Genomic DNA, 15934 nt, shown 5'->3' on the forward strand with positions numbered 1-15934 from the left:
TTTCATTTGTCAAATTAAGTTAGACAAATCATCTGGTTTTATATTTCTCAAAAATATTTCCATCGGTGTTTGATACTTTAGAGATTTTCTTGGGATGTGATTTCGTTTGGAAGCAACAGCTTGAATAAATGATTCTGATACTTCATTGAAGTCCATGGCTTTAACTAATCCATCACAACGTAATAATCCATTTGAATGTTCATTTAGAGCGCATTGTGACGGGGTGCCTGGATCCGCAAAATAAATATCAATATCATTTTGATTTCCCATAGCTTTCCAATTTGAAAATTCTTTCCCACAGTCAAACGTAATTGATTTAAACAGATGTTTAGGAACCGTTTGAAACCAATGATTAATTCGATTTTCAATGTCCATTGCCTGTCTACCGGCTGGCTTCAATGTAATAATCACTTTTGACAAACGTTCCACCAATGTAATAACAGCACTTTTGTGTTTTCGACCGACAATAGTGTCTCCTTCAAGATGGCCAAATTCGTTTTCAAATTTTGGATGCTCCTTGATTCGCTCATGTATACTACGCCGAAAAGCTTGTTTCCCACGTTTTTCTTGGTGTCCATTTGGTTTTCGTTTGCCTTTCATAGGCAAATCACGCACATTAAATGCGCCAGTTTGAAACATTCGATACAGTGTACGGACTGAACAATCAAGTTTCATTTCCGAGCGGCCGACAATCATATCCGGTGTCCACCCTTGAACAACCCTCTTTTGAACATATTCTTTTTGTTCCTCTGGTAAAGCAATCGAGCGTCTACCGCAGCGTTTTTTGTTTTCTTTGTATTGTTGATAGTAGTTCAGTATCGTAGCACCAGTTTTCAAAAATTGATACACGTTATGAATCGTTTGTCGCGCACGTCCTAAGCATTGCGCAGTTTTGGCAACGGATTGATTATTTTTGAAATAAGACTCTATGATTACTAGTTCGTCTGTTGTAAGATGGGTGTAGGTCATTTGTACTCACTCCTTATTAATTCTTTGGTCGGAACTATTTTGAGTGTAGCACAAATGATCTTCTTAGTTGTCTAGCTTAATTTTACAATCGACGTAATAAAAAAAATCCAGAACAATTTAAATTAAAATATCAAATATAGGGTTATATTATTGTAATCCTATTAGGATTAGAAAAAAAGAGTTTTAGTACAACTTATCGAGATTATGTTAACTGGTTATTCCTTTAAAAAAATTTGATGAATTTTTGGTAATAAGTATTCAAAATTGGTATGATCATATAAAAATTAGTTGGAGGTAGAGATATGGTAAAAGTGTTATTAACTGGGATGTCTGGAGTTGGGAAATCAACTATTCTCAAACAAATAAGTAAATCCTATAGCCATAGTATAGATTTAGATTATGATGGTTGGATTCATATGGATGATATGAGTAATGATCGTAAAATGGATACAAATAGAATCATTAACTATATACAGAAGTATAACGATGAAGATATTTTCTTTTCCGGAACAACTATTAATCAAAAAGAAATCTATCCATATCTAGACTTTATTATTACGCTCACTGCACCGATAGAAATAATGCATGAGCGCATTTTATCTAGAGAGAATAATTCCTTTGGGAAAAGCAATCATGATTGGGAAAAAATAAAAAATGACAAAAGAGAATTCGAACAATTGATTATGAAAAGTAGCGATTTTGTAATCTCTACAGATAAAATAGCAAATGATATAGTGGATGAAATTTATAACCGTGTTGGATTAAATAACAATAATTTATAACTCAACATAACGTGATCTAGGTTAATCCCGATAAATTTTAAATAAAGTAGATATTTATATGGTAAAACAAATCTAAGGGCCGCAGAATCGATTCTGTGGCCCTTGCTCTTCACATAAGTTTGAGTATGTTAATCAATTGATCAATAGCAATGTAAAGGAGTACCAAACAATAAACGAGTGTGTAATAAATGAAAAATTATGTAGAGCGACCATAACGAAACACATTAAGAACGGAAGCAAAGCAAAAGACGGCAGAACCTTTACTACCTTCTAATTTTTTTCATATTTGTTTGTTATGCTTGTCATTTTTCTAGATAAATGGCATAAATTTTCAGCGCTAAGTGACAAAAGCAACTAATTTTTCATGATAGATTTTTAAATATCTCAATCTATCTCCAAAATTAGTTGCTTTTGTAGCTATAGTTGACTATGAATATAACAAATAATTAGAAAAAACTGTGCCAATTAAATATAAAAATGACACCTTGATTTTACTGGACCTCGGAAGCATAGTCAATACTCTTAAGTTGTGACCTGATTTGCTCTGTTAATTATGGTTCTATGATATTTGGTGTTTAAGTATAAGAATAGTGTTGATGAATTTTATCTATCAACACCAAATATCATAGGCCCCAAAATTGTCCGAACAGCGTCGGATTAATTTTACAATCTACCTTTCATGATGAAGTGTTTCGATGACAACGCGGTCTTCAAATGATAAAATAGTGGTGCCCATAAAGGTCCTTCTTTCTAGTGGAATGTTGTGATGACACCATTAAAGACCTTTATGGGTTTTTCTGTCCACTAATATGTTCAACTTAAATTTTACAATCTATCAATTTTACAATCTACCTAAAAATAAAACATTCACATTACATAGTCCCTAATAAAAAAAATAACCGATGAATCGACAAATGACGATAACGGTTATTTTTTAACAAACTTTTTATTTTAGTATTCGCCCCAATATTTAGACATTGTTTGTTTACCAACGCCAGGGTTGAAACTATTAGTTGGATCATTTTTCTTATAGTGCTTGATTAAGGCCGGTGCTGCCAAATATAGATGCCCAACATTGTGTTCGGCTGGATAAACAGCGTGACGCTCATCCAAAATTTTAAGCATTTCTTTTTTAAGTTCATGCGCATCGACGCCAGGTTTTAGAATATAATCCTGGTGCATAACGTGATCAAGTAAGTGACCATAATAAATTTTGTGTTCTATTTTGTCTTCAATCTCTTTAGGCAAATGCTCGAACCAATTATAATCATTACTTGCCAACGCGATATCTAGTGGCAAAATGTCAATACTATCCTGTTTTAATTCTTGATATCGAATCGCAACCCCAGCTGTTACATAGCGGTGAGTTTCCGCTTTACTGGTCTCATTGGCATCGGCTTCAAAGTAGTCGCCACTGGCTTTGTCAAAATAAGATTTGAGATACTCTCGCGCTTCTTCAATACCATTACCAGCCATTTTCAATTGTAGGTAATGGTCGTACTTTTCGTAATAATCATCTAACCGCTTTGGCATTTGATTAGGAAATAAATTACTTAATGTTTGAAGCAAACGATCTGGGAAATAAGGTTTGAAAAACGGAATGTGCTTCAAAAAGCGTTCGCCCCATGCTTTTAGCGCAAACATTTGGGGCAAATGACCCGTACCAATTTTTTCAATCACAATTAGTGAGTCTTTACCATATTTCTTGGCTAATTTATAAGCATTTTTATGCATATATTCACCAGAAACAGGCAATTCTTTGAATGTCGTCATAATATGGCGACGAATATCTTCCAACTCATCGGGATTATTCGTTCCAATGTAAAACGTTTGTGTTTTTTTATCCATTGGGAATGTATCTAAGCGGACAGCCAATGCCGCAACGTGACCGGACGATCCAGATACTTCATACAATTGTTTAGGATTTGCATTGTATCGAATAGGCTTATCAGATTCAACGTCACGCACAACCTGTTCATGATGGAACATTGAACCATGATGTTTAGTAGCTGGTACTTGATTCAAATCAAAATTGCGGTTCTGCAAATTAGTAATAATCTCTTCGGGCGTTTTGCCCAAATCAATGCCTAAATGGTTAACTAAGTGCATTTCGTCATGTTCATCAATCCAAACATACAATGATAGCTCTGTATAAGCTGGACCTCTTCTGATCAAAGCACCACCAGAATTGTTGTTAATACCACCAATGACCGATGCACCCAAATTAGATGAGCCAATGACTGAATGTGGTTCACGTTTAAGTGGTCGCAATTCATTTTCTAAGTGAAACAGTGTCGTACCGGGGAATGCTAGTACTTGTTCCCCATTATTGATTAACTGTAAATCTTTAATTTTCATGCCGTTCACAACAACTGCAGAACGGTCATAACCTGGGGCTGGTACGGATCCCTCAGTCAAACTAGTGTTGGCTGCTTGCATAATAATGATAATATTATTATCATGCAAAACATTAAGCACACGCCACATTGCCATTAAAGTGGTTGGAAATACGACTGCAACTGCATCGCCCTCACCTGAGCGGTACCCTTTCCTAAAACGTAAAGATTTTGCTTTGTTAGTAATAACATTTTTTTTACCAACAACATTGACTAGTTCTTCGACTAAGTCCATATTAACTTCTCCCCTCTATAACGTTTGTAAAAAACGTTTTAATCATTACGCTCTCAATGATACGCTTTTTTTGATATTTTGGTTAATAGATAGATTGTAAAATTAATCCGACGCTGTTCGGACAAAAAAGATCAGCTTCCCTTAAAATGGTGTTTACCACAAACACATCTTTTAGGAGCTGATCTTTTGTCTAGTATAACCTATTCTGAACGAATTAAAATCGAAACCTTTTGTGAACTAGGCCTGTCCAATATCCAAATGAGCAATCGCCTAAAACGATCACCTGCCACAATTTCTTATGAATTAGCTCGATGTGAACCTTACCAGGCCGAAGTGGCCCAAACAGATGCCGAATACAAGCGGTCACGATGTGGCCGAAAGACTAAATTGAATGACAAATTAAGGCAAATAATTTTAAACCATTTACGGCTAAGTTGGTCACCAGAAATGATAGCTCACGAATTTAAACTAGCGACTAAATCAATTTATAATTGGTTAAATCAAGGGGAAATTGAGTTTTCTTTAAATGATTTGCCTGAACATGGCTTCCTTTCGTTAACAATATGGCCTGAACAACTATATTTTAACGCTTAAGAAGAGATTTTTTTGTATAACTTTTTATCTTCCACCCGCATAGCAGGTGGTTTTTTGTTTCGCACGAGTTGCGAGCTCAACCGGGTCTAAAGACAATAAGAAAAAAGGAAAAGAAGCGGGGTACACTTCTTTTCCTAAAATCCATTGTTGGAAAAATTTAACCGCCAATATGGAATATATTTAGAATACCATTTAATAAGTTACCGATGACGTTGTAGTCGATGTTCGGGAAAGTTGACCCTTGGATACCAAGTGAACCGTACACTGGGTAAAGAAGCACTGGTAAGAATGCTAGTAATAAACCAACAGCAAATGATCCTGCGACAGCACCACGCCAACCACCAGTTGAATTACCAAATACGCCCGCTGTACCACCTGAGAAGAAGCAAATGTGGGCTGCTGGAATGATGACTACTGGGAATTTGAAAAGAACCATTATTAATACACCTAACAAGCCAGCTGCATAAGATGAGATGAAACCAACGATAACAGCAGTTGGAGCGTAAGGGAATACAGTTGGTACGTCCAATGCTGGACGAGAATTTGGAATAAATTTTTCAGAAACAGCTACAAAAGCGGAAGTGATTTCTGATAAGAACATCCGAACCCCTGTCATCAAGATAGACATACCGGCTGTGAACGTAAAGGCTTGAATTAGAGGGAACACTAACCAATGAGTGCTACCTGCTAGCTTTTTCACTTCAGCAGGACCAGCTTTAAGTGCAGATACGTAAAAAAGAACTAACATAACAATAGCTACGCCCATTAAGAAATCACGGAAGACAGACAACCAACCAGGGAAATTAATATGTTCTGTTGTTTTGTCTTTGTGTTTTTTGAAAATTTTGCCAATGTAACCAGACAATGCATACCCAACCATGTTAAAGTGTCCGATTGCTTGCGCATCGCCACCAGTTATTTTTCGCATGAATGGTTGACAAAGTTGTGGAAGTGCAGCTGATACGAATCCTAAAATTAAGCCACCAATGATAATTGCAGGAATATCTGCGATTTTGTGCGCTTTTAAGATCAATGAAAGTACACACGCAAAGAATAAACTATGTCCAGTTGTGAAGAAAATATTCTTAAATGGTGTAATACGAGCAAATACTAAGTTCATCACGAACCCTAAAATTAACGTACAACTTGTAACAAATGCAAACTGTGATTGGGCTAAGGCCGTCGCTGCTTCAGGTGAAGCAACAACCCCAACAATATGGAACCCTTTTTGGAACATCGTGTTGAAGTTTTGTAGTGCGCCAGTCATGATGGACCCACCAGAACTAAAAATCATAAAACCGATGATTGTTTTAAATGTCCCAGTCATTACTTCAGTGCCTTTTTTCTTTTGAGCTAGTAACCCAATAAAAGCCACTAATCCGAGTAAAACTGCCGGAGTGCTTAAAAAACTAATTGTAAAAGCCATGAATCAATTACTCCTTTCTTTGATCAACCCTGTAATGCGGCATCTAATTTTTCTTTGATCTCTTTTTTGTCCATTATATTACGAATGCCAATAATTTTTTGTGGAATCCCTTTTTGTTCTAGTTCTTCTGCGACATCAATTAACGTAATCACCATATCCCCGTCGAATCCATTTAATCCATCCAATGATGAATGTTCCACTTGAATAGGATATTGATTTTCTTTCACGACTTCATTTACTTTAATCTTGAGCATCAAACTTGATCCCACTCCTGCTCGGCAGGCTACCAATGCTTTGTGCATCTCCTTTTCCTCCTTTCTTCAATCTTCAGTAGAGGATTCAACTTCCTCCTCACACCTTTATTTTAGGGAATGCGTTTTCAATTCACAATGGACATTTGGTGCTTATTTTGAAAAGAGAAAAACAAAAAGTGAACTTAAGGGAGAGCGAATGAAAAAGAGATGCCTAAAGCAAAATGATAGTAACGAAAATCTTGAAGCAAATCCATATGTGTGATCTAATTATTATAAGTAAAAAAGTACGTAGAAAAATTTAAGCGATAAACACATGGGCGATGGAGGCGTTGCAAGAAGATGAAAAAGGAAATTAATGTCGTAGGTGCTGTTTTGGTTAAAGATAATAAAATTCTATGTTGTCAAAGGGGACCTGGTAGAAACTTGGCTCATTTATGGGAATTTCCCGGTGGCAAGATAGAGACTGGTGAAACGAAAATGGAAGCCCTTTCTAGGGAATTAAAAGAAGAATTAAAAATTTCTGTTTCCATCGAAAATACTGAGTTTGCGTTTTGCCAATTTGAATACGATTTTGGTGTTGTCAATCTCACAACTTTTGTTTGTCACCTTATTCATGGAGAGCCTAAATTGACGGAACACGTTGCAATTAAATGGTTGGCATCAAAAGAGATAAAAGAGCTAAATTGGGCACCCGCTGATTTACCAACTGTTAATAAAATAGTACATGAAGGAATTGGATAGTATGGATTTTTTAACTAATGCATTACAAAAAGCTTTTGTTGATAAGTCAGTGATCAGTGAAAAACTAAATCCGAAATTTATTATAAATGATCCTGAAAAAAATACTTACTTTTTAACACTTCTTCAAAATGATTTGACTAAATGCTCTTCTTTTTTCATTTCTGTTGCATTTATAACTCAAGCAGGTTTAGATGCTATAAAAACACAAATGGCTGATTTGGCAAGCAGGGGTATTTCTGGAAGAATATTAACTTCTACATATTTAGGATTTAATAATCCAGATGTTTTTCAATCGCTAATGCAAATTCCTAACGTAGAAGTTCGAATTTCCAAGAAACAAGGATTTCATTCCAAGGGATATTTATTTGATATGAAAGACTATCAAACCTTTATCATAGGAAGTTCAAATTTAACAATGAATGCATTAAAAATAAATTATGAGTGGAATATAAAACTAAATTCATATGATAATGGTGAATTATTATCAACTATTCAAAATCATTTGATCGAAGAATGGGAGCAAGCAGAGAAACTAACAGACACTTGGTTAGTGGGATTTAGAAGGTCTTTTCATCCTGAAATGAATATCCGTTATACGGCAAAATTAATCGTTGCTGACGAGAAAGATGAATCTGATTATATTCTCCCAAATAAAATGCAAAAACTAGCATTAGAAAATTTGCGTTTACTAAGAGAAGAAAAGAAAGCGACAAAAGGATTGGTTATTTCTGCTACAGGTACTGGTAAAACTTATCTAGCAGCTTTTGATGTAGCACAATTAAAGCCGAATAGAGTACTTTTTGTTGTTCATAGAGAACAAATATTGAAGAAATCTATGGAATCGTTTAAAAAAATTATTGGGGGAAATGACTCAGATTTTGGCATGTTATCAGGTACTGAAAAAAAGATTGATGCTAAATATCTATTTGCTACAATTCAAACTATTTCCAAAGAAAACTATTATAAGCTGTTCGAAAAAAATGCTTTTGATTATATATTGATTGATGAAGTTCATAAGGCAGGTGCAGCTTCGTATAATAAAATAATCGATTATTTTCATCCTCAATTTTTATTAGGCATGACTGCAACTCCAGAAAGAACAGATGGATTTAATATTTTTGAGTTATTTGACTACAATATTGCTTATGAAATTAGACTACAAGAAGCTTTAGAAGAAGATTTTTTATGCCCATTTCATTATTTTGCTGTAACAGACTATGAAAAAGATGGCAGTGTTATTCATGAAAACTCAACTATTTCACAGCTGACCAATGAGCAAAGAGTTCAGTTTTTGATAAATAGACTTAATTACTATGGTTGCTCTGGAAATACTCCAAAAGGTTTGGTTTTTTGTAGTCGAAAAGAGGAAGCAAAACAGCTAGCTATGCAGTTTAATATTCATGGAATTGCAAGCTCTTATTTATCAGGCGAGGATTCCATTATCGTTAGGGAAAATGAAATTAGACGTCTAGAAAATGGTGAAATAAGCTATATATTCACTGTTGATGTTTTTAATGAGGGAATTGATATTCCTAAAGTAAATCAAATTGTTATGTTAAGAAGTACAGAATCGAGTATCGTATTTATTCAACAACTAGGACGCGGTCTTAGAAAAGATAGTTCGAAAGAATTTGTCACGGTTATTGATTTTATTGGTAATTATAAAAATAATTATATGATTCCGATTGCGTTATCTGGAGATAATTCTAGAAATAAAAACAATGTCCGAAGAGATACAATCGACTCGACTTATATAAAAGGATTGTCTCTGGTGAATTTTGAAAGAGTAGCTAAAGAACGTATTTTTCGGTCGATTGACCAAGCAAAATTAGATTCGTTTGGAGAAATAAAAAATGAATATTTTCGTTTGAAAAATCGGTTGAATGATACCCCTTTTTTAGAAGATTTTCAGCGTATGGGGAGTGTCGAACCATCCGTTATAATTCGTAGAGAGAAGACCTATTACCATTTTTTAAAAAAGTTACGTGAAAATGATTCGCTTTTATCTTCGGCTGAAGAGAATGCTTTAAAATTTTTATCTAATGAATTCATTAGTGGAGTAAGACCGCATGAACTGGTCATTATGTTGGAGATTATTTCTAAAAGAAAATCAGCTATGGCTTTTGAAGAAATAACTGAATTACTAGATAGAAATAATTTAAAATACAATGAGCGTATGCTTGAAACAATTTATAAAGTTTTGGATTCATCTTTTTATGTATCTACGGTTAGAGCGAACTATGATAATATTCAGTTGTTTATAATTAACGGAACAAGATTAGAGATGACACATAGTTTTAGAGATATGATGAAACATGAATATTTCTTCAAATTAGTAGTAGACACTTTAATGGTTGGATTAAACAATGCATGGGAATTTGATAGTACAAAAGCTTTAACTCTCTATAAACGTTATCGTAGAAAAGATGCATTACGTGCTTTAAATATGGTATTTAACCAGAATGAGCAGAGCATCGGAGGATACACATACAGTAATAATCACTTTGTAATATTTATTACGCTAGACAAAGGAGAAGATTTTAAAGCTGCTCAGATGGTATATGAAGATGAATTTTTAGATCCAACAAGATTTAAATGGTTTACAAAGTCACCTCGTACTATTGATTCTCCAGAGGTTAAGTTACTAAAATCAAGTGAGGATTGGAATATTCATCTATTTGTTAAGCGTCGGTATAGTAAAAAAGATAATGAAATTGATTTTTATTATCTTGGTGAAATGACTCCAGATATTAAAACAATTAGACAATTACAGAAAATGACAACGCAAGGGATAAAGAGAAATGTAGTTGAAATGGAATTCAATTTGAAGGACACTGTTGAACCAAATATGTACGAATTTTTAACAGGGGAGTAAAATGTTCAATTTTTTCATATAAAACTAGTTTTTCATCTTATGTCGAAAAGAACAAAGATTGTATTCTTGTAGTGATTCAATGCTATACTTTTTCATATAACCAAACACATGAATTTCTCGTGTGTATCCCAAGGAGGTTTTCACATGTTAAAACGAGCAATTGGCCAAACGAGCTGGCAGGCGTCAGCAGTGGCTTTAGGAATTATGCGGATGGCTAATTTAGAAGTGACAAAGGCAGAAAAAGCAGTGCAAACAGCCATGGAGGCAGGTATTAACTTTATCGATTCGGCAGACATGTATGGTAATGGTCAATCAGAAGTAGTTTTTGGTGAAGTATTGAAGCGAGGATCAGTGAAAAGAGAGGAACTCTTCATTCAATCCAAGGGGGGCATTGTTCCTGGTCAACGGTTTGACTTTTCTAAGGAACATCTTTTGGCTTCCGTTGATGGAATTTTGCAACGAATGGGCATTGAGTATTTAGACAGTTATCTACTTCATCGTCCGGATCCATTGATGGAACCGGATGAAATAGCAGAAACATTTGATATATTACAGACTTCTGGTAAGGTAAGGCACTTTGGTGTGTCGAATTTTCATCCGGAACAATACAAGTTGGTACAGGAGGCCGTCCATCAAAAATTGGTCATCAATCAGTTGCAGTTTAGTATTATGCACACTGGAATGGTTGATGCGGGATTGCATGTTAACATGCTCGATTCACGGTCGATTGACCATGATGGTGGCATTTTAGAATTTTCTCGGCGTAAGGGTGTGACGATTCAAGCGTGGTCACCATTTCAATATGGTTTTTTTGAAGGTGTTTTTATCGATAATGAACAATTTCCTGAATTAAACATGTGCATGCAAACTCTTGCAGAGAAATACAATGTGACCAAAAATGCAATTGCGACTGCATGGATTTTACGGCATCCAGCACAAATGCAAGTGATTTTGGGAACGATGAACCCTGAGCGCATTGCAGATAGTGCGGCTGGAAGTGAGATTACCCTAACAAAACAAGAATGGTACGATGTGTATTTTGCAGCCGGAAATGATTTGCCTTAAAAAGTAGTATAAGGAGGGGTGGTTGTGTCATTTTTTGGAAACATAGATTTTAATCAACTATCTGATACTGATCGATCGATCTATCACTTTATGTCGAGTTCGAGTGACCGAATTCCATATATGAGAGTGAGAGATATAGCAAATGAATCGCATACTTCTGCTTCGTCAGTCATGCGCTTTATTCGAAAACTGGGTTATCAGAGTTTTACGGAATTTCGTACGCAATTTAAGGTCCCTACTAGTCAAAAATCATCATTGTTTGGCACATTTAATTTGCTAAAAGAAGAAAATTTTCCGCGGGATTTAGATACAAAATTAACGACAGTTTCTGAAAAACTTATGTCTGCTGAGAATGTCATTTTCTTTGGAATAGGCGCATCTGGAACCATTTGTAAATATGCTGCAAGACGGTTTGCAACATTGGGATTGAACACCTATGCACTTGTCGATCCAACCTATCCAATTTTTGCAAAATTGGAAAACACGAGTGAAAGTGTCATTATTGTTTTATCTGTAACAGGAAGAACGACCGAAATGGTGGAGATGGTTAGTGGCTTTTGTAACAAAGATGATTTTTTTGTTGTTTCAATTACGGGTGACCAATCATCAACTTTAGCTCAAATGTCTGATATTGTTTTAGATTATAAAACAGTTGTCCACCGAATTCATCAGTATGAAGATTTGACGAGTCAATTGCCAAGTGTTTTTTTGGTAGAAGCACTCTCTGAAAATTATCGTTTGTCTATAGAAAAATGAAACCAGTATGGTACATGTTGTACCATACTGGTTTTTTTTTCGAATTGATGGAACAACGACCATAATGAGCGTTACACATTGAAGTAAGCCTTCTCATTACCTATAGTGAAGAAAATGAGTATTAATTGAGAGGATGTAAAGTATGAAGATAAAATTTCCAGATTCATTTTTATGGGGTGGGGCAGTTGCTGCTCACCAAGTAGAGGGTGCGTGGGATGTCGATGGCAAGGGTGTGAGTATTGCTGATGTGATGACCGCTGGAGGAAATGGGATTGCTCGTAAGATTACCCAAGGTATTCTTCCTAATGAATACTACCCAAATCATGAAGCTATTGACTTTTACCATCACTATCAAGAGGATATCCAATTATTTAAAGAGCTTGGCTTGAAAGCTTTTCGAACATCGATTGCCTGGTCAAGAATCTTTCCGAATGGTGATGAAGAACAACCTAATGAAGCCGGACTTGCTTATTATGATCAATTATTTGATACCCTGCTAGCGAACGGCATTGAACCTGTCATCACCTTGTCACATTTTGAAATTCCCTATCATTTATATGAAGTATATGGTGGATTTACCAATAAAAAATTAATTGACTTTTTTGTTCATTATGCTGAGACTGTCATGAAACGATACAAGCACAAGGTGAAATATTGGATGACGTTTAACGAAATTAATAATCAGGCAGATGGGCAACATGACTTACATACTTGGACAAATTCAGCTGTGTTGCTAGAGGAAACCGACAATAAGGAGGAAAAAATTTTTCAAGCCGGACTAAATGAATTGATAGCAAGTGCAAAGGTTGTCGCGCTTGGAAAGAAAATTAATCCAGATTTTCAAATTGGTTGCATGATGGCGTATGTTCCTGTATATCCGTATAGCTGTCATCCAGATGATATGATGGCCTCCGTAAAAGTCATGGATCGCCGATTTTTTTATAGTGATATTCATGTACGTGGTGAGATACCAGCGTATGCAGTAAATGATTGGGAAAAGAAAGGTTATAAAATCCAGTACTCGCAAGAAGAACTGGATGCTTTAAAAGAAGGAACGGTTGATTATGTTGGATTCAGTTATTATATGTCAGGAGCTGTGACTACCTTACCAGAAACAAAAGGAGCAGCAATTCCTGACTATCCAAATGCCAAAATGGTCAATAATCCTTATGTGCAAGCAAGTGACTGGGGATGGCAAATTGACCCTGTTGGTTTACGATATACGCTTAATGTGGTTTATGAGCGCTATCAATTGCCATTATTTATCGTTGAAAATGGCTTTGGAGCATATGATAAATTAGAAGATCATCAAATTCATGATCCATATCGAATTGCTTATTTAGAAGAACATATCAAACAAATGGCTCTTGCGATTTCAGAAGATGGTGTTGATTTAATGGGGTATACTCCATGGGGAATCATCGATATAGTAAGTTTTGGAAGTGGAGAAATGGAAAAACGCTATGGCTTTATTTATGTTGATAAAGATAATCAGGGAAATGGAAGTTTAAAACGATTAAAAAAAGACTCATTCGCTTGGTATCAAGGTATCATTGCAAAAAATGAGGTATCTGTTGAATGAATGAAAAAAACTTGTTAGAGCTTATGAACAATCTTTCTATTGAAGAAAAAGTTGGCCAATTAATTCAAATTACACCAGATTTTTTTGATAGTGAGGGAGAAGTGACAGGACCAGCTCAAGCTTGGAATTTAGACAAGCGAACATTGTATCAAGTTGGATCAGTGCTAGGTACCCATACTCGAGAACAGGTCGAAATGATTCAAAAAAATTATTTGCAACGTAGTAAACATAAAATACCGCTACTTTTTATGGCAGACGTCATCCATGGATATGAGCATATTTTTCCCATTCCTTTAGCATTAGCAGCTTCGTTTGATGAGAAAGTTGTAGAAAAAATGGCTCACTATTCGGCAAAAGAGGCAGCCGACGCTGGAATTCACGTGACATTTTCCCCTATGGCTGATCATGTAACCGATGCAAGATGGGGCAGAGTGCTGGAAAGTAGTGGAGAGGACCCCAGATTGGCAGCACGCTTGACCGCAGCCTATGTTCGTGGCTATCAAGGGGAAAGTCTGAATGATCCCAATAAGATTGCCTCTTGTGTGAAACATTTTGTTGGATATGGTGCTGCTAAAGGCGGTCGTGATTACAATGAGGCCAACTTATCGGATGTTGAGTTGTATCAAAATTATCTACCTGCTTTTCAACAAGCAATCGAAGCGGGAGCAAAATTTGTCATGACGGCCTTTCAAAGCGTATCTGGTGTACCTATGACCGCAAATCGCCCACTTATTCAACATGTATTACGAGAGTTATTGAAATTTGAAGGGGTTGTCATTTCAGATTGGGGGGCTGTCCAAGAACTCTGTGCCCATCGTGTAGCTGAGAATAGTAGCGAGGCAGCTAAACTTGCATTCCAAGCTGGAATAGAAATTGAAATGATGTCCAACTGTTATCATGAACACTTAGAACATTTAGTAAGTGAAAATGGTTGGGAAGAGTTATTGGACCAAGTGGTTTGGCGTATTTTAACGGTAAAAAATGAATTGAATTTATTTGAAAATCCATATCGTTCAATGAATAGTCGTGTACAGTCGAATGAATATAGAAAAGTAAATAATGAAATAGCACTTCGGACACCTGTTTTATTAAAAAACGAACATCAAGTATTACCGCTCAAGAAAAATGAAAAAATTATTTTGTTAGGATCAAAGGCCGATTCGCAAGATGTTTTAGGAGCTTGGTCATGGATTGGAAAACAAGAGATGGCTATTTCTTTAAAACAAGGATTGGTCGATGGTGGAAATGATACATTGACATTCATTAAAGGAACACCATCTGAACGATTGCAAGATGCAGAAGTAGTGAAAGCTATTCAGGAAGCGGACAAAATAATCGTAGCAATAGGTGAAACGAGCGGAGAAACTGGGGAAGCTGCTAGCAAGGTTCATTTAAGAGTGCCTTTCGAAGATCAATTATGGTTAGATGAACTTCACAAAATGGGGAAAGTAACGATTGCGGTAATTTTTGCCGGCCGACCATTAGTTTTAACAGATATTGAACCAAAAGTTGATGGGTTAGTTATGGCTTGGTTTCCAGGCAGTGAGGCAGGACACATATTAGCACAATTACTAACAGGAGACTTTGATTTTTCAGGGAGACTACCGATGTCCTTTCCACAGAATGAAGGACAGCTTCCTTTGACATATCAACAAATGGAGACAGGTCGACCACTTACTCAAACAAATTATCAAGAAAAATATCTTTCGAAATATTTGGATTGTTCAAATGATCCTCTCTATGAATTTGGTTTTGGATTGCAATATGCCACAGTAAGTTGGAAGAATATTCAACTATCGACCAATCAGCTATCAGATGAATGCTCAACTAGATTAACAATGACGGTGAGTAATGATACAGATATTCAAACACACTCAATTGTGCAGCTTTATATGCGAGATGAAGTGACCACAGTGGTAAGGCCGATGATTGAATTACTAGATGTGAAAGTTGTAAAATTAGAACCCAACCAAAAGGTTATTGTTACCTTTACTATTGATAAAAAAGATTTGCAATATGTTCATGCTGATTTGACCAAACAAATTGAACTTGGCAAAGTGACCTTTTTCATTGGTGAAAGTAGTAAGCGTATCGTATGGAGTGCCCCGTGTTTTGTTGGATAGAATTCAAGGACATGCAAAGAAAATTCAGTCAGGTTGGTACAACTTGTACCAACCTGACTGTCTCTTTCAAATTGACGGAACGACAACCAAATTGATCGAGATTCATTGAATTTGAAAACGTTTTTATCTATACTTG

The 15934-nt window shown here is 35.7% G+C and carries 11 protein-coding genes and 2 pseudogenes; 8 read left to right on the forward strand and 5 right to left on the reverse strand.

The window, feature by feature from the left end:
• Positions 1-9: 9 nt before the first annotated feature.
• Positions 10-969, reverse strand: coding sequence for an IS30 family transposase (locus HMPREF9088_RS04295; protein WP_007207928.1), 960 nt, complete (start codon positions 967-969; stop codon positions 10-12).
• 302 nt (positions 970-1271) lie between these two features.
• Here HMPREF9088_RS04295 and HMPREF9088_RS04300 point away from each other — a divergent pair, with 302 nt between their 5' ends.
• Positions 1272-1751: an AAA family ATPase gene (locus tag HMPREF9088_RS04300; protein WP_007207929.1), complete on the forward strand. Its 480-nt coding sequence runs from the start codon at positions 1272-1274 to the stop codon at positions 1749-1751.
• Between the two features lie 673 nt (positions 1752-2424).
• On the opposite strand, the pseudogene HMPREF9088_RS12650 reads toward HMPREF9088_RS04300, so the two are convergent.
• Positions 2425-2487 (reverse strand): annotated as a pseudogene (locus HMPREF9088_RS12650) (helix-turn-helix domain-containing protein); the annotation flags it as partial.
• 215 nt (positions 2488-2702) lie between these two features.
• On the reverse strand, positions 2703-4382 hold the full coding sequence (gene dld, locus HMPREF9088_RS04305) for a D-lactate dehydrogenase (RefSeq protein WP_007207930.1): 1680 nt from the start codon (positions 4380-4382) through the stop codon (positions 2703-2705).
• Positions 4383-4568: 186 nt separating this feature from the next.
• Here dld and HMPREF9088_RS04310 point away from each other — a divergent pair.
• A pseudogene (locus tag HMPREF9088_RS04310) lies at positions 4569-4928 on the forward strand (transposase); the annotation flags it as partial.
• Between the two features lie 205 nt (positions 4929-5133).
• On the opposite strand, the gene ulaA reads toward HMPREF9088_RS04310, so the two are convergent.
• The gene (ulaA, locus tag HMPREF9088_RS04315) at positions 5134-6402 is read right to left on the reverse strand and encodes a PTS ascorbate transporter subunit IIC (protein WP_007207933.1); all 1269 of its coding nucleotides are present in this window, start codon (positions 6400-6402) and stop codon (positions 5134-5136) included.
• A 23-nt stretch (positions 6403-6425) separates the two neighbouring features.
• Positions 6426-6704 carry a PTS sugar transporter subunit IIB gene (locus HMPREF9088_RS04320; RefSeq protein ID WP_007207934.1) on the reverse strand — a complete coding sequence of 93 codons (279 nt, stop codon included), beginning with the start codon at positions 6702-6704 and terminating at the stop codon, positions 6426-6428.
• A 291-nt stretch (positions 6705-6995) separates the two neighbouring features.
• Here HMPREF9088_RS04320 and HMPREF9088_RS04325 point away from each other — a divergent pair, with 291 nt between their 5' ends.
• From HMPREF9088_RS04325 to HMPREF9088_RS04350, 6 genes are all read left to right on the forward strand, one after another.
• A complete protein-coding gene (locus HMPREF9088_RS04325; protein WP_007207935.1) occupies positions 6996-7397 on the forward strand; it encodes a (deoxy)nucleoside triphosphate pyrophosphohydrolase in 402 nt (133 codons plus the stop codon).
• Position 7398: 1 nt separating this feature from the next.
• Positions 7399-10272 carry a DEAD/DEAH box helicase gene (locus HMPREF9088_RS04330; RefSeq protein ID WP_040366406.1) on the forward strand — a complete coding sequence of 958 codons (2874 nt, stop codon included), beginning with the start codon at positions 7399-7401 and terminating at the stop codon, positions 10270-10272.
• A 144-nt stretch (positions 10273-10416) separates the two neighbouring features.
• On the forward strand, positions 10417-11337 hold the full coding sequence (locus HMPREF9088_RS04335) for an aldo/keto reductase (RefSeq protein ID WP_007207937.1): 921 nt from the start codon (positions 10417-10419) through the stop codon (positions 11335-11337).
• Positions 11338-11361: 24 nt separating this feature from the next.
• Positions 11362-12093, forward strand: a complete 732-nt coding sequence (locus HMPREF9088_RS04340) for a MurR/RpiR family transcriptional regulator (protein WP_007207938.1) — start codon at positions 11362-11364, stop codon at positions 12091-12093.
• A 142-nt stretch (positions 12094-12235) separates the two neighbouring features.
• Positions 12236-13675, forward strand: coding sequence for a 6-phospho-beta-glucosidase (locus tag HMPREF9088_RS04345; protein ID WP_007207939.1), 1440 nt, complete (start codon positions 12236-12238; stop codon positions 13673-13675).
• Positions 13672-15798 carry a glycoside hydrolase family 3 N-terminal domain-containing protein gene (locus HMPREF9088_RS04350; RefSeq protein WP_007207940.1) on the forward strand — a complete coding sequence of 709 codons (2127 nt, stop codon included), beginning with the start codon at positions 13672-13674 and terminating at the stop codon, positions 15796-15798. The genes HMPREF9088_RS04345 and HMPREF9088_RS04350 overlap by 4 nt, the downstream gene beginning before the upstream one ends.
• Positions 15799-15934 lie beyond the last annotated feature (136 nt).

The organism is Enterococcus italicus DSM 15952, from assembly GCF_000185365.1.
Lineage (GTDB): Bacteria > Bacillota > Bacilli > Lactobacillales > Enterococcaceae > Enterococcus_G > Enterococcus_G italicus.

Coding starts and splice junctions, on each gene's coding strand:
- HMPREF9088_RS04295 (WP_007207928.1), bottom strand. CDS start 969: ATGACCTACACCCATCTTACAACAGACGAACTAGTAATCATAGAGTCT.
- HMPREF9088_RS04300 (WP_007207929.1), top strand. CDS start 1,272: ATGGTAAAAGTGTTATTAACTGGGATGTCTGGAGTTGGGAAATCAACT.
- dld (WP_007207930.1), bottom strand. CDS start 4,382: ATGGACTTAGTCGAAGAACTAGTCAATGTTGTTGGTAAAAAAAATGTT.
- ulaA (WP_007207933.1), bottom strand. CDS start 6,402: ATGGCTTTTACAATTAGTTTTTTAAGCACTCCGGCAGTTTTACTCGGA.
- HMPREF9088_RS04320 (WP_007207934.1), bottom strand. CDS start 6,704: ATGCACAAAGCATTGGTAGCCTGCCGAGCAGGAGTGGGATCAAGTTTG.
- HMPREF9088_RS04325 (WP_007207935.1), top strand. CDS start 6,996: ATGAAAAAGGAAATTAATGTCGTAGGTGCTGTTTTGGTTAAAGATAAT.
- HMPREF9088_RS04330 (WP_040366406.1), top strand. CDS start 7,399: ATGGATTTTTTAACTAATGCATTACAAAAAGCTTTTGTTGATAAGTCA.
- HMPREF9088_RS04335 (WP_007207937.1), top strand. CDS start 10,417: ATGTTAAAACGAGCAATTGGCCAAACGAGCTGGCAGGCGTCAGCAGTG.
- HMPREF9088_RS04345 (WP_007207939.1), top strand. CDS start 12,236: ATGAAGATAAAATTTCCAGATTCATTTTTATGGGGTGGGGCAGTTGCT.
- HMPREF9088_RS04350 (WP_007207940.1), top strand. CDS start 13,672: ATGAATGAAAAAAACTTGTTAGAGCTTATGAACAATCTTTCTATTGAA.